Raw genomic sequence first — 19,362 nt, 5'->3', positions numbered from 1 at the left:
AGGTATCGCCACTATCCGCGGAGCGCAAGGAGTGTGCAGTGCAAAAGATTGTTTTACTTGAGAAAATCAGCGTTAACCTGATTTAGGCTAATCGCCTTGTTTTCAGCAACTTACCGACCTTGGTCGGGATTGCCCTGCGTGGACTGCGTGGCAGAGCGTCGCGGAAGGAGGATTACCATATCGTCAGGGTGCGACTGGTTCAGGACGGCGCGCGCCCGTTCCTCCAGAAGGTCGGGGTCCAGATTGTCGGGGCGCAGCAGGCTGGCCCGGCGCTCCATCTCCTCCCTCTCCCCGCGCACCTGATCCAGGGTGGATTGTGCGCGCGCAACCTCGCTTTGTAGGTGCGTCAGGGCCACAAGGCCGCGATCGCCATGCACCGTGTGATAGGCGAAATAAGCCACCACGGACACGCCGATCATCGGCCCGACAACCTGTCGGACAGTGCGGCCAAGGGCGGAGCGGAGGGTGCGGATCGTCGTCATGGGCGGATGGAATCACAGCCCGAGTCGCGTGGTCAATGACAAAGGTGGAAACGCGACGAAAAATCACGCTGAATCAGATGGGTATGCCCGAAAGGGATAAACCTTGCCCGCCGGAAAACAAAAAAGGGCGGCCCCATGGGACCGCCCTTTCGCAACTCTGCAACCGACTATCGATCAGCCGCGCTTCAGCGCCGAACGGCCCGGATAGACGGATGCTACGCCCAGGCCTTCCTCGATGCGGATCAGCTGGTTGTACTTGGCAATCCGGTCCGAACGGGACAGGGAGCCGGTCTTGATCTGACCGCAGTTGGTGGCGACGGCCAGGTCGGCGATGGTGCTGTCCTCGGTCTCGCCCGAACGGTGCGACAGGACGGCGGTGTAGCCGGCATTTTGTGCAATGCGCACGGCTTCCAGCGTCTCCGTCAGCGTGCCGATCTGATTGACCTTCACCAGGATGGAGTTGCCCACACCCTTCTTGATACCATCGGACAGGCGAACCGGGTTGGTGACGAACAGGTCGTCGCCCACCAACTGCACCTTGCCGCCGATGGCGTCGGTCAGCAGCTTCCAGCCTTCCCAATCATCCTCAGCCATGCCGTCTTCGATGGACACGATCGGGTACTTCGACACCAGATCGGCCCAGTAGGCGACCATTTCGGCGGGCGTCAGGCTCTTGCCCTCGCCTTCCAGCTCATACTTGCCGTTCTTGAAGAACTCGGTCGAGGCGGCGTCCAGCGCCAGCAGCACATTCTCACCGGCCTTGTACCCGGCATCGGCGATGGCGGCGACGATGAAGTCCAGCGCCTCGGTGGTGGAGGACAGGTTGGGGGCAAAGCCGCCCTCGTCGCCCACAGCGGTGTTATGGCCGGCGGCCTTCAACTTCTTCTTCAGGGCGTGGAAAATCTCCGCACCCACGCGGATGGCCTCGGCGCAGGTTTCCGCACCGACAGGCATCACCATGAATTCCTGGATGTCGATGGGGTTATCGGCATGGGCACCGCCATTGATGATGTTCATCATCGGCACCGGCAGGATGCGGGCATTGGCACCACCGACATAGCGGTAGAGCGGCAGGTCCAGTTCATCGGCAGAGGCTTTGGCCACAGCCATCGACACGCCCAGGATGGCGTTGGCGCCCAGGCGGCCCTTGTTCGGCGTGCCGTCCAGATCAATCATGGCCTGATCGATGGCAACCTGATCGGTGCTTTCCAGACCGACCAGCGTGTCGGCGATCTCGCCATTCACGGCCTCAACGGCCTTCAGCACACCCTTGCCCAGGTAACGGGACTTGTCACCATCGCGCAGTTCGACGGCTTCATGCGCGCCGGTGGAGGCGCCCGACGGAACGGCGGCCCGGCCAAAGGCGCCGGATTCCAGACGAACCTCAACCTCAACGGTCGGGTTGCCGCGGCTGTCGAGGATTTCGCGCGCGTGAATGTCGATGATGGCGGACATGGGGCCTCTCTCTTCCGTGGGCGTGGATGCCGTGAACCCGAAAAGGGTAAATACGGGATGAAGGGCATAACGCCAGATGCCGCCCCTCGACAAGGGACGGTTTCGCTACCCCGCCGTGCCCGCCGGCCCCGCCGACCGCGTCCCACTGATTGGGATGGTCATGGGAAGCTGCCGCTTGGCTCCCTGCACCCCTGCATAGAAGGCGGAAAGCAAGGCGAAATCAGCCTCCAGGCTCTCCGTCGTCTCCAACGGTTCGCCGATACGGATCGTGCGCGTCGCATAATCCAGCGCGACAGGTATGATCGGAACGCCGGCCTGTCGCGCAATTTGCCAGAAGCCCGTCTTCCATCCGGCCCCCGGTTTGGGGTTGCGCGTCCCCTCCGGCGCGACGCCGACCACCATCTTCTCCGCCGCGTCAATGGCGGCCACGCAATCACCCACCACCCCATGCGCCGACCGGCGATCCACCGGCAGCACATCGCACCAGCGCATGATGGGACCCAGCGGACCCCAGAACAGGGTGTGCTTGCCCAGGATATGGATGCGCAGGTCGGTGGCCAGGATGGTGGCCATGGCGACGAAGAAATCATAGTTGGACGTGTGGGGCGCCCCGATCACCACGAACTTTTCCAAATTCGGAAAGGCGCCCGCGATACGCCAGCCCAGCAGGCGCAGACCCATACGACCGATAAAACGGGAAATCGGGCCGCCCCGCCGGTCATTGCGGGGGCCCAGGGACGGAACGGACATGGATTGCGTCTTCCTCACACCACCGACGGGGTTGCAGGCCCCGCCTTTCGTTATAAGCCGATGGTGGGCAAAGGCCGGTACTTTGTCAAAGGTGCGGAAGGTCAGATGCGGACCGGGTTGGCCTTGGCAATGCGGTCAAAGGCGAGAAGCGTGGACAGTACACCTTCCATCTGGGAGAGCGGCACCATGTTGGGACCGTCACTGGGGGCGCAATCCGGGTTCTCATGCGTCTCCATGAAAACCGCCGCCACACCGATGGCGATGGCCGCACGAGCCAGGACGGGCACGAATTCGCGCTGACCACCGCTGCTGCTGCCCTGCCCGCCCGGCTGCTGTACCGAGTGGGTGGCGTCATAGACAACGGGGTAACCGGTCTGCGCCATGATCGGCAGGGAGCGCATGTCGCTGACCAGCGTGTTGTAGCCGAAGCTGGCCCCGCGTTCGCACAGCAGGATGTTGTGGTTGCCGGTCGACGCGATCTTGGCGGCGACATTCTTCATGTCCCAGGGCGCCAGGAACTGCCCCTTCTTCACATTGATGGGCTTGCCCGTCTCACCGGCGGCCAGCAACAGGTCCGTCTGCCGGCACAGGAAAGCGGGGATCTGCAATACGTCCACGACCTCTGCCACCGGCGCGCATTGGTCGGCCGTGTGAATGTCGGTCAGGACGGGGCAGCCGAACGTATCGCGGATATCGGCCAGGATGGGCAGCGACTGGTCCATGCCCAGGCCGCGCTGCGCGCTGACCGAGGTGCGGTTGGCCTTGTCGAAGCTGGTCTTGTAGATCAGGCCGATACCCAGCTTGGCAGTCAGTTCCGATAGTGCCCCCGCCATGGCAAAGGCATGGTCGCGGCTTTCCAGCTGACACGGGCCGGCAATGAGGGTGAAGGGCCGGTCATTGGCAATAGACAGCGGGCCGACATTAACGGTGCGGGTCATGGCATGCTCCTTTACGCCGCCATATGGGCAGGCGCGGGCCTGAAATAAAGAAGGCCGGGGAAGGTTAGCACCTGCCCCGGCCTTTCACGTCCTATCCGATCAAACCAGCCGGCTCTGTGCAATGGCGGCGCCGATGAAGCTGGTGAACAGCGGGTGCGGGTCAAACGGCTTGGACTTCAGTTCCGGATGGAACTGCACGCCCACGAACCAGGGATGGTCCGGCAGCTCCACAATTTCCGGCAGGATGCCGTCGGGCGACAGGCCGGAGAATTTCAGGCCCACCTTTTCCAGCGCTTCCTTGAAGTTGATGTTCACTTCATAGCGGTGACGGTGACGCTCGACGATATCCTCGCTGCCATAGATATCGGCAACGCGGGTGCCAGCCAGCAGGTGGCAGTTATAGGAGCCCAGGCGCATGGTGCCGCCCAGATCGCCGCCTTCCTGCCGCTGAACAAGCTGATTGCCCTGGGTCCATTCCGTCATCAGACCGACAACGGCGGGGTCGGGTTTGCCGAATTCGGTGGAGCCGGCATATTTCAGCCCGGCCAGGTGACGCGCGCTTTCGATCACCGCCATCTGCATGCCGAAGCAGATGCCGAAATAGGGAATCTTGTGCTCGCGCGCAAACTGCACCGCGCGGATCTTGCCCTCAGTCCCGCGCTCACCAAAACCGCCGGGCACCAGGATACCATGCACATGCTCCAGCTGTTCCAGGGCCTCGCCGCTTTCGAAAATCTCGGCGTCGATCCAGTCCAGCTTGACCTTCACATTGTTGGCGATACCGCCATGGGTCAGCGCCTCGCCCAGCGACTTATAGGCGTCCAGAAGGCTGGTATACTTGCCGACCACCGCGATGGTGACGGTGCCTTCGGGGTTGCGCACGCGGCGAACGATCTCTTCCCAGCGCGACAGGTCGGGGGCGCCGTCGGCAGCCATCCCAAAGTACTTCAGCACTTCGGTGTCGAAGCCCTGCTCGTGATAGGAGATCGGCACCTGATAGATGGTGTCGACATCCAGGGCGGCGATCACGCATTCCTTTTTGATGTTGCAGAACTGCGCGATCTTGCGGCGCTCATTCTCCGGAATGTCGCGGTCGGCGCGGCACAGCAGCATCTGCGGCTGAATACCGACCGACAACAGCTCCTTCACCGAATGCTGGGTCGGCTTGGTCTTCAGCTCACCAGCGGCGGGGATATAGGGGACCAGGGTGACGTGGCAGAACAGCACGTTCTCCGACCCGCGATCATTGCCGAACTGGCGGATGGCCTCCAGGAAAGGCAGCGATTCGATGTCGCCGACGGTGCCACCAACCTCACACAGAACGAAATCCTCGCCATCCAGATCGGCGGCGATGAAGTCCTTGATGGCATCGGTGATGTGCGGGATGACCTGGACCGTAGCGCCCAGATAGTCGCCCCGACGTTCCTTGGCCAGCACGTTGGAATAGATGCGACCCGTCGTGATGTTGTCCGACTTGGTGGCATGCACACCCGTGAAACGCTCGTAATGGCCCAGATCCAGATCGGTTTCGGCACCGTCGTCTGTGACGAACACCTCACCATGCTGGTATGGGCTCATCGTGCCGGGATCGACATTCAGATAGGGGTCCAGCTTGCGCAGGCGGACCTTGTAGCCGCGCGCCTGCAACAGCGCGCCAAGGGCGGCAGAAGCCAGACCCTTGCCCAGCGACGAAACCACACCACCGGTGATGAAGATGAAGCGCGTCATGGAACCCTAACCTTCGCCAAGCATGCCAACAGGTTGGGTCCATCCGGCCCAATCCTTGTCGAGATTTCACATCGGGGCACGGATGCCCATTCCACCATATTCACGCCCTAACGGAAAGAGGCGGCATGTCTGCCGCCTCTCGCCATATTACGGGCCTGTCGCCGAAGTGCCTTACTGGCCGACGGGGACCGTCGGCTTGGCCGGCTCGGCGGGCGCCGCCGGAGCCTCGGTGCCGGGAGCCGGCACCTTGTCGAAAATGCTCTTCTGGCTGCTGCCCGTGCCGGCCAGGATGGCCAGGATCAGGCTGGTGCAGAAGAACAGGGCCGCCAGGATGGCGGTGGTCCGGGTCAACAGGTTGGCGCTGCCGCGGGCGGTCATGAAACCACCCATGGTGCCGCCACCGACACCCAGGCCGCCGCCTTCCGACTTCTGCACCAGAACCACGCCGATCAACGCCAGCGTGATCAGCAGATGCACGACCAGGACTACCTCTTGCATCCCAACAATCCCTGCAACCAATTGGAACGGACCTTCGGGAACCCGCGGCCCTTGACCAGTAGCAAATGGCGCATCACGCGCCCAAACGCAAGGCCGCCCGCTTCCCGTTTCAGGGGGAAGCGGGAAGCACCCGCGTCATGTAACCGTCACGCTTATTAACCGGTCGTGCGGCTGGGCGCCATAGCGAAGTCTCAAGGGCAGGCTTGCGCGATGGCCCAGAAATCATCCGCCTTCAGGCTGGCACCCCCGACCAGGGCGCCATCAACATCGGCAAGCCCAAGGATTTCAGCGGCATTGGACGGCTTCACCGAGCCGCCATACAGGATGCGGACCGCACCGGGATCGGTGACCAGACCCGACAGCTTTTCGCGGATCATGCCGTGCATGGCTGCAATGTCGGCCAGGGTCGGGGTGCGTCCGGTACCGATGGCCCAGACGGGCTCATAGGCGATGACGCTGTTGGACGCGGTCGCACCATCGGGAATCGAACCTGTCAGCTGCTCGGCAACCACAGACTCCGCCTGACCTGCGTCACGCTGTGCCTCCGTCTCGCCCACACAGATGATGGCGGTCAGGCCGGCGCGCAGGGCGGCGGCGGCCTTCCCCTTGATGGTGGCGCTGCTCTCACCATGGTTGGTGCGGCGTTCGGAATGGCCGACAATGACAAAGGCCGCACCGGCATCGGCCAGCATTTCCGCCGCGATATCGCCGGTATGGGCACCCTGAACCTGGGCATGGCAATCCTGCCCACCAACGGCAACGGCGCTGCCGCTAACGGCCTGTGACACAGGACTGATGATGGTGGCGGGCGGACAGACCAGAAGGTCGAATCGCGGATCGGCGGTGGGGCCGACGCGGGCAGCCAGATCGGCGGCCAGCGCAGCACCATCACTTTGCCGGCAATGCATTTTCCAATTGCCGGCGATCAGATAACGGCGAGCGGTCATTTCATCCTCTACTCTTCTTTTCACGGGGCCTTGTCTGCCGGGTTGTCCCCGGTCCGCCGGCCTTATGTGTAAGGAAACATTATGCGGGCCTGCCCCCGCTGTCCAAAAGGTCAGCGTTGTCATGGGCCGATGCACAAGACATGGCCCCTGCCCGCCCCCCGGACTTGCTCCCAGGGTGCCGCTTCCCTATGATGCCGCGCTTTCCGGGTTGTGGCCCGGCGGTGCCGTTCGCATTCCGGCGGGCGGCGCTGCACCAATTCGATGGAACCGCAAGCGTCCCCATGCTCCAGATCATCCGCAGCACCGCCGGCTCCTGGGTCGTCAAGATCCTGTTCGTGGCCCTGATCATCAGCTTCGCTGTCTGGGGCATCGGTGATGTCACCAAGGGGGTGCAGACCGGCGTCGCCAAGGTCGGCGACCGCAGCATCACGCCCGTGGAACTGGATCAGGCCTACCGCGCCGAATTCAACCGCATGAAGCAGATGGTCGGCCCGGAATTCACCGAGGAGCAGGCCCGTCAGTTCGGCCTGCGCGACCGCGCGCTGGAACAGTTGATCCAGAAGGAACTGCTGGCGCTGGCCGCCGAAGACCTTGGTCTGCGCATTGCAGATGACACCGTGCGCGCAGAAGTGCTGAAGGTTCCAGCTTTCAAGGACAGTTTCGGCAATTTCGACGCCAACCTGATGCGCGCCCTGTTGCAGCAGAACGGCTTGACGGAAGCAGGCTTTGTTGAGGATGTGCGGTCCGACATGGCCCGCAGCGATCTGATCGGCGCCGTCACTGCTGGCGCCAGCGCCTCCAAGACGCTGGCCGAAGCGCTGTTCCGGTACCGTTTCGAAGGCCGCACCTTTGAGGCCGTGACCATCCCGTTCAACGCCATGCCCGCCGCCCCGTCGCCCGATCAGGCGACGCTGGAAGCGTTCCACAAGGACAAAGCCGTACGCTATACCGCGCCCGAATACCGCACCTTGAACGTGGCACTGCTGGAAACAGCCGCCCTGACCAAGGATGTCGAGGTCACGGACGAGGCGCTGCGCGAATATTACGACGCCCATGCCGGTGACTATATCACCCCGGAAAAGCGCTCCATTGCGCAGGCCGTGTTCCCCAGCAAGGAAGCCGCCGACAAGGCCCTGGCCGCTGTGAATGGTGGCAAGAAGATTGAGGACGTGGCCAAGGAAGCGGGCGTCGAGGCGGTGACCTTGGACGATGTCCAGAAGGATGGCCTGCCCGCCGAACTGTCCGAACCCGCCTTCGCCGCCGCATCGGGCACGTCGGGCGGCCCCGTGGAAAGCGCCTTCGGCTTTCACATCTTCACCGTCACCAAGGTTCAGGCTGGTGGTGAACGCAAGCTGGAAGAGGTGAAGGACGAGGTTGCACAGAAGGTCCGCCAGGACAAGGCCCTGGAAAAGCTGTTCGAGCTGTCGACCAAGCTGGAAGACGAGTTGGCCGGCGGCACGCCCCTGGCCGAGGCTGCCCAGACCGTGGGTGCGCGGATCGTGAAGCTGGAGAAGGTCGACAGCCGTGGCGCCAATGCCGCCGGCGTTGCCCAGGGTGCTGACCTGCCTGCTATCGACAAGATCATCGCCTCGGGCTTCACCGTCGCGTCCGGCCAGACCGGCAGCGTGGAAGAGGCCGGGTCCGACGCCTTCTTTGCGGTGCAGGCCGAAGCCGTGTTCCCCGCCGCCCTGAAGCCACTGGACGAGGTCAAGTCGCTTGTTCTGGGTGATTGGCAGGCCGAGCAGAAGCAGATTGCCGCCCGTAAGAAGGCCGAGGAAGTTGCGACCAAGCTGAAGGCCGGCACGCAGGCCAAGGAAGCCGCATCCGGCATCCCCAGTGCCCTGGTTCAGAATGTCGATCCGCTGATGCGCGCCGGCGCCCCCAGCGCCATCGTGCCCGCCGCCGCCCAGCAGACGCTGTTCAGTGGTGCTGTCGGCGATGTCGCCACGGGTGAAAAGCCGACGGGCGTGGTGGTGGTCAAGCTGACCGGCATCATCCCCGCCGACCCGGCCAACCCGATGGCAGCGGCACAGGTGACGCAGTTGGCCAATGCCACGGGCCAGGCCATACAGGATGAACTGGTTCTCCAGTACCTGGCGGCCCTGCGCGCCCATTATGGCGTGACCATCAACCAGACCCTGATCAACCAGCTTTACCGCACCACGCAGGAGTAAGTCCCGTGCGCACCCTTCCGGACGACAGCACCTTCATCCGCACCTATGACAGCGGAGCGGCGCAGGTGCTCTGGACCCGGCTGGTCAGCGATCTGGACACCCCCGTTTCCGCCATGCTGAAGCTGGTGCGCGGGCGTCCCAACGCTTTCCTGCTGGAATCGGTCACCGGTGGTTCAGTGCGCGGGCGTTACTCCATCATCGGCCTGAAGCCCGACCTGATCTGGCGCTGCCGGGGCACGAGGGCGGAGATCAACCGCAACGCGGCGGTTGACCCCGACAGCTTCGTCCCTTGCGCCGAAGACCCGTTGAAGGCCCTGACGGCGCTGCTGGACGAAAGCCGCATCGATCTGCCGGCGGAGCTGCCGCCCATGTCGGCGGGCCTGTTCGGTTATTTGGGCTATGACATGGTCCGGTTGATGGAGAAGCTGCCCGACAGCAACCCCAACAACCTGGATATCGAAGACAGCATCATGATCCGGCCGACCGTCATGGCGGTTTTTGACGGGATCGAAAATGTCGTGACGGTCATCACGCCGGTCCGCCCGCAGGCCGGTGTGTCGGCGGATCAGGCGTTGGACGAGGCCAAAGCCCGGTTGGCGGAATCGGTAGCCGATCTGCAAGGACCGGTGCCCGCCGCCTATGAAACGACCCTGGACCTGACGGCCCTTCCGGCACCGGAGTCGAATACGGCGCGGCAGGAATATTATGGGATCGTGGAGAAGGCGAAGGAGTATATCCGCGCCGGCGATATCTTCCAGGTGGTGCCCAGCCAGCGTTTCTCCGTGCCCTTCACCCTGCCGCCCTTCGCGCTGTATCGCGCGCTGCGTCGCCTGAACCCATCGCCCTTCCTGTTCTTCCTGGATTTCGGCGGCCTGTCGGTTGTCGGGTCAAGCCCGGAAATCCTGGTGCGCCTGCGTGACGACACCGTCACCATCCGCCCCATCGCCGGCACACGCCGCCGTGGCAAGGATGCGGCGGAGGATAAGGAACTGGCGGCAGACCTGCTGTCCGATCCAAAGGAACTGGCAGAGCATCTGATGCTGCTGGATCTGGGCCGCAATGATGTGGGCCGGGTATCGCGCACAGGAACCGTTACGGTAACGGAAAAGTTCACGATCGAGTATTACTCCCACGTCATGCATATCGTTTCGAACGTGGAAGGAAAGCTGAACCCCAAGTTCACGCCAATCGAGGCGCTGGTCGCCGGCTTCCCCGCCGGCACCGTATCGGGCGCGCCCAAGGTGCGGGCCATGGAGATCATTGACGAGTTGGAGAAGACAAGGCGTGGCATCTATGGCGGCTGCATCGGCTATTTCGCGGCCAATGGCACGATGGATACCTGCATCGCCCTGCGCACCGCCGTCCTGAAGGATGGTGTCATGCATGTGCAGGCCGGTGGCGGTGTGGTCGCCGACAGCGATCCGGAAGCCGAGTATCAGGAGACCGTGAACAAGGCCAAGGCTCTGTTCAAGGCTGCTGAGGAGGCTGTCCGCTTCGCGCAGGAAAGCCGTGGCTGACGATTGGAGCCTTGCCGCCGCCGTGCCGGATCGTTTGATCCTGGCCACGGCGGCGGCACTGGCCCCTGCGCTGGCCCCGTTGCTGCCGGGTGCCACGATTGTCACCAGCCTTGAGCAACTGCAAACAGAGCTGGTCCGGCACCATGGATTTAGCGTCCGGTTGGTGAGTGCCGGTTTCGCCAAACGGGTACCCGCATCGCTGCTGTCAGCATGCCGCGCGGGGGCCGTGAATTTCCATGCAGCCCCACCCGACTATCCCGGTTCGGCGGCAAACCATCTGGCACTTTATGAGGGTGCGGGGCGTTTCGGCGTCACTGCCCATGTCATGGTACCGGCCTTGGATGCCGGCCCCATATTGGCCTTTGAGGCATTTCCCATCCCCGCCGTCATCGGCCATCGCAGCCTGGATGAGTTGACATGGCCAGCCTTGCTGCGGCTGGTGCAGCGCCTTGGCCCCTGCCTGCGGGGTACGGCACCCTGGCCGCCGGCACTGGGCCTTTCCTGGCGCGGGACGGCCCGAACCCGGGCCAGCGTGCTGGCCCTGGCCCGGGTCACTGCGGTAATGGACGCAGAGGAACGACAGCGCCGCTGGCGGGCCTTTCATGAAGGGCCGGACAGTATCCTGACCTTCGAACAGGATGATGGCGACCTCATCTACAAACCCGGCGGGCGAATCCGTGGATGGGTTGATGGTATCGTCAATGATGCCATCCATGGCTGGGCCTATGATCCGGGCCGAGGTCCTGTCATCCTCCGGGTGGAAGTGGATGGTCGGCCCTTGGGTGATCTGCCGGCCAATGGCTTTCGCGGCGATGTGGCCGCCGCCGGCCATGGCGATGGGTATTGCGGCTTCAGCATCCCCCTGGCGGCCTTTCCCAAAGATGCCACCCGTATCGAATTCCTGCTGCCCTCCGATGAATGGTGCCGGCTGCCGGGTAGTCCGGTGATGCTTATTCCACCCGGCGCTTGAAGCCAGCCATCATCCGACAATGGCGACATGGTCAGGCGGGATGACATTGGTGCCAAGTTCCGGGTGGAGCGTTGCATCCACGAATATTCCAAATCCGCAGTCGAAACTGTAAACTTACAGAATCTGACCCAGTTTCTCTTTTCATAGGCGGCGTTGCGTGCTTTCGCGGATGAACAGGATGCTGGCTTTGGCCCTGGCCATCGCCTGCTGGATCGGGTCCGCCACCGCTGCGGACCCGACGATCCTGCGCATGGCCGAAAGCCGCGAAGGCAGCCACCTGTTCTTCCATGATGTGCTGAAGGCCGCATTTCAGGCCGAGAATTACCCCATCGAATTGCAAGGCATCGCCGGACCGGGCAAGGAACGGTACAAGATGATGCTGCGTAACGGTGATCTGGACGTCATGTGGATGGTGCGGGCGGCGGAGCGCGACCGGCAGTATGTACCCGTCGATTTCCCCCTGACCGGTGGCCTGATCGGGCAGCGTGTCCTGCTGATCAGACCGGGAGACCAAGCAGCCTTTGATCAAATCCGCCGGCTGGAGGATTTCGCACGATTAGGTCTGGTCGCCGGAATGGGCAAAGATTGGCTGGATGTCGATATCTGGCGCCAGAATAGCCTTCCTGTGTCCGGTGACATTACGGATTGGCGGCTTCTGTTCAAGATGCTGGCGGCAGGCAACCGCGCCATTGATTATATGCCGCGCGGCGTATCGGAAGTGATGGCCGATGCCCAGGCCCACCCCGAACTGGTGATCGAAAAGAGATTGCTGCTGCGTTACCGGCGCGACAGCATCTTTTATCTGGCACCGCCGGTTGCCCATCTGGCACCCGTGCTGCTGCGCGGCCTGCGGAAGGTCCGTGACAATGGGACGTATGATAGGCTGGTGCAAAAGCATTACGGGCACCTGAAGACCGAACTTGCCCTGGACCAGCGTCTCATCCTTGATCTGGTCGATCAGGATGACCGCGCGGCAATCCGGTGACCGGAGCGATGGTATTGACGATCCCCTCCTCCCGTCCGCGATCTGGAACAAAGACCATATGGTCGGGGCTGGCCCTTCTCGCTGTGGCGATGCTTTTCGCGATCCTGACCGCACAGGCGGCACCAACACGCATCACCGCACCGCAGAGCCTGAACGGCACCCATGTCTATTTCCATGAGGTACTGACCCGTGCGTTCGCGGCGGTCGGGCACGAGGTGGAAATCGAGGGCATCGCCGATCCTGCGCGCCCGCGTATGAAGAAAATGCTGAAAAGCGGTGAACTGACCATCATGTGGCTGATTCAAAGCCCGCAGAATGATCAGGATTTCGTTTCAGTCGATTTTCCCCTGGTGGACGGTCTGGCCTCGCGGCGTATCCTGTTGATCCGGCCACAGGATCAGGCCCGGTTTGATGGGATCAAGAGCCTGGAAGACCTGCGCCGCTCCGGTCTTGTTGCCGGTATGGGGCCGGACTGGGTGGACCTGGCGCTATGGCATGCCAACAGCCTGCCCACCAACACACCCGTGTCGGACCCTCGCCGTCTTTATGACATGCTGCGGGTCGGGAACCGGGGCGTGGACTATATCCCGCGTGCGGCCATGGGCATCCTGGCCGACGCGTCTGTCAATCCCGGCCTTGTCCCCGAACAGCGCCTGCTGCTGCGGTACGAACGCGAGGGCCGATTCTACCTCTCGCCCCAGGCCGCCGATCTGCGGCCTGCCCTGGAAAAGGGGTTACGGATTTTGCGCGACAACGGAACATTGACGCGACTGAAGGAGAAGCATTTCGGCTCCATCAGCCGCACTTTGCAACTGGACCGGCGCCTTGTCCTCTCCCTGCGGGATGATGAAAAACTGAATTGACGGTGCTTTATCAAACCGCCGCAGGCAGACTTTGGCCCAGCCGCCCGCCAATCCGCACGGGTTCGGCCCGCTTGGCAAGGCCGGTACGGTCATCGGTCTCCACGAACACGCCACAGACGCTGACGGTTGCGTCGTTTTCACCCGGCGAATAGCGTTCGCCCGGCGTCTTGCGCAGCATCTTGTGGATGGCGGCATCCTTCTTCATGCCGATGACGGTGTCATAGTCACCGCACATGCCGGCATCGGTCTGATAGGCCGTACCGCCGTTCAGGATCTGTAGATCGGCGGTGGGGACATGGCAATGCGTGCCGACCACCAAACTGACGCGGCCATCCAGGACATGGCCCATGATCATCTTCTCGCTGCTGGCCTCGGCATGCATGTCCATGATGATGGCATCCACACCCGCCGGCCCCATGCGGGCACCGCCCAGGCGGTGGATATTCAGCACCTTCTCCACCGGCGGGAACGGGTCATCCAGCGGGTCCATGAAGACGCGGCCCATGGCATTGATCACCATCACTTTATGCCGCCCGTTCTTGGTCGGCAGGATGGTGAAGCCGCGACCCGGCGTGCCGTCCGGGTAGTTTATGGGGCGCACCAGTTGCGGCAGGCGGCCAATCTGGCCCAGCAATTCCTTCTGATCCCAGGCATGGTTGCCAAGGGTCACGCAATCCACCCCGGCATCGAACAGTTCCTGCGCGATCTTTTCGGTGATGCCGAAGCCGCCGGCGGCGTTTTCCCCGTTCACGACGATAAAGTCGGGCTTCAGCCTGGCCTTCAGGTCCGGCAGATGGCGCAACACGCCCTCCCGCCCGCTGCGCCCCACAATATCGCCCAGGAAAAGCAACCGCATCTGATACCCCGAAGAATTTACGCCGGGCGCCAGGCGCCCTGTTCCGTGACGATCCAGTCAAGCTTTTGATCGTAGGCGTCGATGGGCAGCTTATCCACCCCCTGCCCCGCATAGCCGATGCCCACGGCGATGGTCGGCGCTTCTGCCCGCAGCACTTCCAGCGTGCGGTCATAGAAGCCGCCGCCATAGCCCAGACGATAACCCGCCCGGTCAAAGGCCAGCAGCGGCACCAGCACAATGTCGGGCTGTGCCAGCGGCGCATCGCCCATCGGTTCCATGATGCGGAAGGCACCGGGCACCAGCGGATGGCCGGGCCGCCACAGCCGGAAGACCAGCGGCCAGGCGCGGCCCATCACCACAGGCAAGGCGGTAGTATGGCCGGCGGCGGCAAGTCCCGACAGGCCGGGCAACACATCCACCTCATCCCCCTTGGGATGATAGCCCGCAATGGTCAGGGGACCGGGGCGCAGGCCCGGCAGCAGCGGCAGGAGATGGGTGGCGATGGCAGCCGCCGCAGCGGTACCAGCCGCCGCATGGGCGCGGGCGCGGGCTTCACGCGCCTGGACGCGGGCGGCCTGCTTGGCCTGGGCGATTGGATCGACGTCCAGGTCTGGCATCGTAAAACCGGCGATCTGGTGGAAAACAATACCATCGGTCGGATGTCGACCGATAATACGGCGGCGACTGCCGCCCCGCGGCCCGTGCCGCGTAAGCCCAAGCCGCCGGATGGCGGCGCCCGGCGCGTGAGGGAACAAAAAAGCGGAAGATGGCCGCCTTGGCCGTTGGTGAATGCTATCCCTCGTGACCTGTGCAAACAGGTGGGAGCCATATGCCGGCACCACGGCGCCGGTAGGGACAGCCCCCTCGAGGAATGATTATCGGCCCCGGGGATAAAGCGACCTGACGCACCAGGCAGCCACCTTCCTGTATCCTATTTAGGCGCGTTCAAGCCGCGCTGCAATGTCTTCGATGCGTTTTGCCAGCGTATCGACGGCGGCGACCACTTTTGCCTCATCCGCCGGGGCTGTTGCCGGGGCCGGTTGGTGCACAATGGGGGCCGGGGCATGGCCGGCGCGCAGCGACTTGACCTCGGCCCGTGCCTCCATCAACTCATCCGCCAGCACAATGCAGGTGGCGATCAGGTTCTGCACCTCATGACCCGCCGCACCGCCCGTCAGTTCCTGCATACGGGCATCGACATAGGCGGCCAGTTCCAGCAGGCGCTGTTCCTGCCCATCCTCGCAGCTCAGCGAGTGGTTGCGGCCATTCAGGGTGAAATCGACGCGACGCATGATCAACCTTCCTCAAGCACGCCCTGCAGGCGTGAAATCGCCGCGTCCAGGCGAACCTTCATGACGCGGGCCTGTTCCTGTGCCTGACGTTCGCCATGGCGTGCGGCCGCCAGTTCCGCCTCCAGCCGCAGCTTTTCCGCCAACCAGCCAGCCGTTCCGGCACCTGCATCCAGCCGTTCCAGCCGGCGCGTCAGGGCGCGGTCCAGCAGGCCGATGGACTTATCCAGGCGCTCCAGCGCGGCGGTGAGGCTGTCCAAGGCGGGGCTCATTCAGGGCGGGTGGACGGATGCCGGCACCATATACGGCACAGACGACAGACCTTAGGGGCCGCCCTCCCCCTACGTCAACATTCGCACCGCGAAAAACGCTGGAATCCGCCTTTTGGACCACCCCCATGGCCGGGCATCCGCCATGCTTGGCTGTCGCTTGACCCCCCCGATGCTTTTGGCCAATTTGCGGCCACCATTCGGGGGGTATTGGCCGTCGGACCGGGACGGTTGCCGCCGCCCGTCCGTCCTGTTGCGACACAGCACCAAGTACAGCGCTTTGTTAGAGCAATGTCCGGCCAGACCCAAAGGCCGGCGCCCCGCATGAAAGGCCCTTCGCGCAATGTCGTCCGATCTGACCGCTGGCGTGTCCCACGCCGATCTCGCCAACGCCATCCGCGCCCTGTCCATGGACGCGGTGGAAGCCGCCAAGTCCGGACATCCCGGCATGCCGATGGGCATGGCCGACGTCGCGACCGTCCTGTTCACGCAGTTTTTGAAGTTCGATCCGAAGCGCCCCGACTGGGCCGACCGCGACCGGTTCATCCTGTCGGCGGGCCACGGCTCGATGCTGCAATACAGCCTGATGTACCTGACCGGGTATGAAGACATCACGCTGGACGAGATCAAGCGGTTCCGTCAGATGGGCGCGAAGACCGCCGGCCACCCGGAATTCGGCATGGCGCGCGGCATCGAGATGACCACCGGCCCGCTCGGTCAGGGCATCTCCACCGCCGTCGGCTTCGCCATGGCCGAGCGCATCCTGAACGCCCGCTTTGGCGACGATCTGGTCGATCACACGACCTATGTCATCGCCGGCGACGGCGACCTGCAGGAAGGCATCAGCCACGAAGCCTGCTCGCTGGCCGGCCATCTGGGCCTGTCCAAGCTGATCGTGCTGTGGGATGACAACCGCATCAGCATCGACGGTTCCACCGACCTGTCCTTCACCGAGGATGTGAAGGCCCGCTACGCCGCCTATAACTGGGACGTGTCCGCTGTTGACGGTCATGATCCGGTGGCGGTCGCCAAGGCCATTGCCGCGGCCAAGCTGACGGACAAGCCGTCGCTGATCGCCTGCCGCACCACCATCGGCTATGGCGCGCCGACCAAGGCCAACACCGCCGGCAGCCATGGCAGCCCGCTGGGCGCCGCCGAGATCGAAGGCGCGCGCAAGGCCCTGAACTGGCCGCATGCGCCGTTCGAGATCCCCGACGCCATCCTGCATGCGTGGCGCCATTTCGGTGACCGTGGCCATGTGGCCGTCGATGCCTGGGTTAAGCGTCTGGCGCGTTCGCCCAACCGTCTGGCCTTCAAGGCCGCCATCGCCGGCGACCTGTCGGCAGAGGCGCGCGCCGCCCTGCACGCCCATAAGAAGGCCGTGTCGGAATCCCGCCCGAAGATCGCCACCCGCCAGTCGTCGGGCAACACGCTGGACGTCATCGTCCCGCTGATGCCGGAAATGATGGGCGGTTCCGCCGACCTGACCGGGTCCAACAATACCCGCGTCAAGGCCCTGTCCAAGGCCGTGCAGAAGAACAGCTGGGATGGCCGCTACGTCCATTACGGCGTGCGTGAGCATGGCATGGCCGCCATCATGAACGGCATGGCCCTGCATGGCGGCATCATCCCCTATTCCGGCACCTTCCTGGCTTTCTCCGACTATAGCCGCCCGGCCATCCGCCTGGGCGCGCTGATGAAGCAGCGGGTCATCCATGTCATGACCCATGACAGCATCGGTCTGGGCGAAGACGGCCCGACGCACCAGCCGGTGGAACATATCCCCGCCCTGCGCTGCATCCCCAACCTGCTGGTCCTGCGCCCCGCCGACGCCGTGGAAGCGGCGGAAGCCTGGGAAATCGCGCTGGATGCCAAGACCCGGCCCAGCGTCCTGGCCCTGACCCGCCAGAACCTGGCGACAATGCGCGTGGAGCACACGGACGAGAACCTGTCCGCCAAGGGCGCCTATGTCCTGCGCGAGGCGACCGGCCCCCGCAAGGTCACCCTGCTGGCCACCGGGTCGGAGGTGGAGATCGCCTTCAACGCGCGCGAAAAGCTGGAGGCCGAGGGCATCCCCACGGCCCTGGTCTCCATGCCGTCCTGGGAACTGTTCGCTGAACAGCCGGAGGCCTATCAGAAGGCCGTGCTGGGCGATGGTCTGCGCATCGGCGTGGAAGCCATGGTCCGTTTCGGCTGGGATCGCTGGATCGGCGAAAAGGGCGTGTTCATCGGCATGCCCGGCTTCGGCGAAAGCGCGCCCTACCAGGAACTGTATGCGCATTTCGGCATCACGGCGGATGCCATCGTGAAGGCGGCGAAGGAGCGGCTGTAAACAACACACTTAATTCGCAACGGCGCCGGATTTTCCAATCCGGCGCCGTTCGCACTTTATAAGCATCACTTCAGCCAATACGCGACATCACCATGTCAGTCAGATAGCGGCATCCTTCGCCCTGTGGGTCAAGGTGATCGAAATCACCGAAATGTTCATATTGGAAAAACGGGTCGTCGTAGAAATCGACAATGTCGAAATTTCCGACAAGCTTGAACTGCTCACGAACCCAATGAAGCTCCTGAAAATAGCGGTTCTTGTCGTGTAGAACGGCCCTTAAATCATGCCGGCATGGCGGAATCACGACGAGAACACGATGCCCCATTTCACGGGCTTGCAGCAATATCCGCACTAAATGCAGCGCCTGACCTGCAGTCCGCTTACTCGTGAAATGATTTTCCGCGCGGCGCTCTACGCCATATTCGTTATTGAAGTATCGGCCATTGCCATATTGCTGCGTGAACCCGAACTGATCGTTCGGCGTTAGGTATCCGGATGACCAATTGGAAATAATTGGACTTATTGCGTCTATTTTTTCATCGTAATATTTATAATCTATATCAAAAACTTCCTTTATGGGCGCAACCCGCCAGCGGTCTTCTGATTTCTGCAAAAGAAAGTAAGAAGAAAAAACAGAATAGAAAATAACGACAGTTCTTAGCTTCGACAGATGCCGCGCACCCCAATCATAAACACACGCCGTATGAAACATATCCTGTGAAGTATAACATAAATTTACGGACCCTTTCGCCCTGATCGAGTCAAACGCATGATCGCCATGCGAAGAACCAATGACAAGATTAAATATTCCATCCCTATTGACCAGAGCCGATGATTTCTTGATATTCAGAATCTTCAAATCCTGAATAACACTACCAGCGATGCCAGCCTCAGGGCCAATGTTCTCAATTATTGATTTCTCAAAATTATTCCGGATATTTGCATCAGCGACATTAGCTTGCACGGCACGACGAAAGAACTCAAGGCCATCCCTGTAACCCAGAATTAACCCCAAATTATTAAGCGCACCGCTGTGATGCGGATACCGCTCAATGACAACTTGGTATTTTTGTGCAGCCTCGAAAAATTGCCCTTCGATATGCAATTTTATTGCACTTGCAAAAACATCCGCAACCATATTCGCCCTCCCCACAAGACAGACTAAATTTTTGCAGGTTTTCATTTTTCCCAGGGGGCATCAAGCGCGATCTGGAACGCGCCAACTCCTGCCAAATCTGAGGGATGAGTATTGTTACAAACGCCCGTTGACGCTAATCTGCCATTTCAATAGCTGACTTTACTGCATAAA

18 protein-coding genes and 1 other RNA gene are annotated in these 19,362 nt (G+C 62.4%); 6 read left to right on the top strand and 13 right to left on the bottom strand.

The features are described from left to right. Positions 1-110: 110 nt before the first annotated feature. The 7 genes from ACT6Q8_RS07810 to tpiA form a co-directional block, all read right to left on the bottom strand. The gene (locus ACT6Q8_RS07810) at positions 111-482 is read right to left on the bottom strand and encodes an FtsB family cell division protein (protein WP_444734813.1); all 372 of its coding nucleotides are present in this window, start codon (positions 480-482) and stop codon (positions 111-113) included. 174 nt (positions 483-656) lie between these two features. Then, positions 657-1,937, bottom strand: a complete 1,281-nt coding sequence (eno, locus tag ACT6Q8_RS07805) for a phosphopyruvate hydratase (RefSeq protein ID WP_054169651.1) — start codon at positions 1,935-1,937, stop codon at positions 657-659. Positions 1,938-2,042: 105 nt separating this feature from the next. Beyond that, on the bottom strand, positions 2,043-2,687 hold the full coding sequence (locus ACT6Q8_RS07800; RefSeq protein ID WP_444734812.1) for a lysophospholipid acyltransferase family protein: 645 nt from the start codon (positions 2,685-2,687) through the stop codon (positions 2,043-2,045). Positions 2,688-2,788: 101 nt separating this feature from the next. Then, the gene (kdsA, locus tag ACT6Q8_RS07795; protein ID WP_444734811.1) at positions 2,789-3,625 is read right to left on the bottom strand and encodes a 3-deoxy-8-phosphooctulonate synthase; all 837 of its coding nucleotides are present in this window, start codon (positions 3,623-3,625) and stop codon (positions 2,789-2,791) included. 99 nt (positions 3,626-3,724) lie between these two features. Then, a complete protein-coding gene (locus tag ACT6Q8_RS07790) occupies positions 3,725-5,353 on the bottom strand; it encodes a CTP synthase (RefSeq protein ID WP_054169654.1) in 1,629 nt (542 codons plus the stop codon). A gap of 171 nt (positions 5,354-5,524) precedes the next feature. After that, a complete protein-coding gene (gene secG, locus ACT6Q8_RS07785) occupies positions 5,525-5,851 on the bottom strand; it encodes a preprotein translocase subunit SecG (protein WP_054169655.1) in 327 nt (108 codons plus the stop codon). A gap of 191 nt (positions 5,852-6,042) precedes the next feature. After that, the gene (gene tpiA / locus ACT6Q8_RS07780; protein WP_444734810.1) at positions 6,043-6,798 is read right to left on the bottom strand and encodes a triose-phosphate isomerase; all 756 of its coding nucleotides are present in this window, start codon (positions 6,796-6,798) and stop codon (positions 6,043-6,045) included. A 281-nt stretch (positions 6,799-7,079) separates the two neighbouring features. Here tpiA and ACT6Q8_RS07775 point away from each other — a divergent pair, with 281 nt between their 5' ends. From ACT6Q8_RS07775 to ACT6Q8_RS07755, 5 genes are all read left to right on the top strand, one after another. Next, positions 7,080-8,972 (top strand): SurA N-terminal domain-containing protein, encoded by a 1,893-nt coding sequence (locus ACT6Q8_RS07775; RefSeq protein WP_444734809.1) that lies wholly within the window; start codon positions 7,080-7,082, stop codon positions 8,970-8,972. A 5-nt stretch (positions 8,973-8,977) separates the two neighbouring features. Beyond that, positions 8,978-10,489 carry an anthranilate synthase component I gene (gene trpE / locus ACT6Q8_RS07770; RefSeq protein ID WP_444734808.1) on the top strand — a complete coding sequence of 504 codons (1,512 nt, stop codon included), beginning with the start codon at positions 8,978-8,980 and terminating at the stop codon, positions 10,487-10,489. Next, positions 10,482-11,459, top strand: a complete 978-nt coding sequence (locus ACT6Q8_RS07765) for a formyltransferase family protein (protein WP_444734807.1) — start codon at positions 10,482-10,484, stop codon at positions 11,457-11,459. The genes trpE and ACT6Q8_RS07765 overlap by 8 nt, the downstream gene beginning before the upstream one ends. Before the next feature lie 178 nt (positions 11,460-11,637). Next, on the top strand, positions 11,638-12,444 hold the full coding sequence (locus ACT6Q8_RS07760; protein WP_444734806.1) for a hypothetical protein: 807 nt from the start codon (positions 11,638-11,640) through the stop codon (positions 12,442-12,444). A gap of 89 nt (positions 12,445-12,533) precedes the next feature. Then, a complete protein-coding gene (locus ACT6Q8_RS07755; RefSeq protein ID WP_054169661.1) occupies positions 12,534-13,307 on the top strand; it encodes a hypothetical protein in 774 nt (257 codons plus the stop codon). Between the two features lie 10 nt (positions 13,308-13,317). On the opposite strand, the gene ACT6Q8_RS07750 is transcribed toward ACT6Q8_RS07755, so the two are convergent. From ACT6Q8_RS07750 to ACT6Q8_RS07730, 5 genes are all read right to left on the bottom strand, one after another. Next, a complete protein-coding gene (locus ACT6Q8_RS07750; protein ID WP_054169662.1) occupies positions 13,318-14,163 on the bottom strand; it encodes a TIGR00282 family metallophosphoesterase in 846 nt (281 codons plus the stop codon). 17 nt (positions 14,164-14,180) lie between these two features. Further along, entirely contained in the window at positions 14,181-14,780 is a 600-nt protein-coding gene (locus ACT6Q8_RS07745; RefSeq protein WP_054169663.1) for a 5-formyltetrahydrofolate cyclo-ligase, read from the bottom strand. Between the two features lie 146 nt (positions 14,781-14,926). After that, positions 14,927-15,085, bottom strand: a non-coding RNA gene (gene ssrS, locus ACT6Q8_RS07740) — 6S RNA. Between the two features lie 13 nt (positions 15,086-15,098). Beyond that, entirely contained in the window at positions 15,099-15,455 is a 357-nt protein-coding gene (locus ACT6Q8_RS07735; protein ID WP_054169664.1) for a cell division protein ZapA, read from the bottom strand. Between the two features lie 2 nt (positions 15,456-15,457). Then, the gene (locus ACT6Q8_RS07730; RefSeq protein WP_156344781.1) at positions 15,458-15,712 is read right to left on the bottom strand and encodes a hypothetical protein; all 255 of its coding nucleotides are present in this window, start codon (positions 15,710-15,712) and stop codon (positions 15,458-15,460) included. A 352-nt stretch (positions 15,713-16,064) separates the two neighbouring features. Here ACT6Q8_RS07730 and tkt point away from each other — a divergent pair, with 352 nt between their 5' ends. Beyond that, positions 16,065-18,053 (top strand): transketolase, encoded by a 1,989-nt coding sequence (gene tkt, locus ACT6Q8_RS07725; RefSeq protein WP_444734805.1) that lies wholly within the window; start codon positions 16,065-16,067, stop codon positions 18,051-18,053. A 70-nt stretch (positions 18,054-18,123) separates the two neighbouring features. Here tkt and ACT6Q8_RS07720 read toward each other — a convergent pair whose 3' ends face one another. Next, positions 18,124-19,191: a tetratricopeptide repeat protein gene (locus ACT6Q8_RS07720; RefSeq protein WP_444734804.1), complete on the bottom strand. Its 1,068-nt coding sequence runs from the start codon at positions 19,189-19,191 to the stop codon at positions 18,124-18,126. Between the last annotated feature and the right edge of the window lie 171 nt (positions 19,192-19,362).

It is taken from the genome of Niveispirillum sp., from assembly GCF_052437035.1.
Lineage (GTDB): Bacteria > Pseudomonadota > Alphaproteobacteria > Azospirillales > Azospirillaceae > Niveispirillum.
The sequence above is the reverse complement of the archived record's forward strand: the minus strand, read 5'-3'. Positions and strand labels throughout refer to the sequence as shown.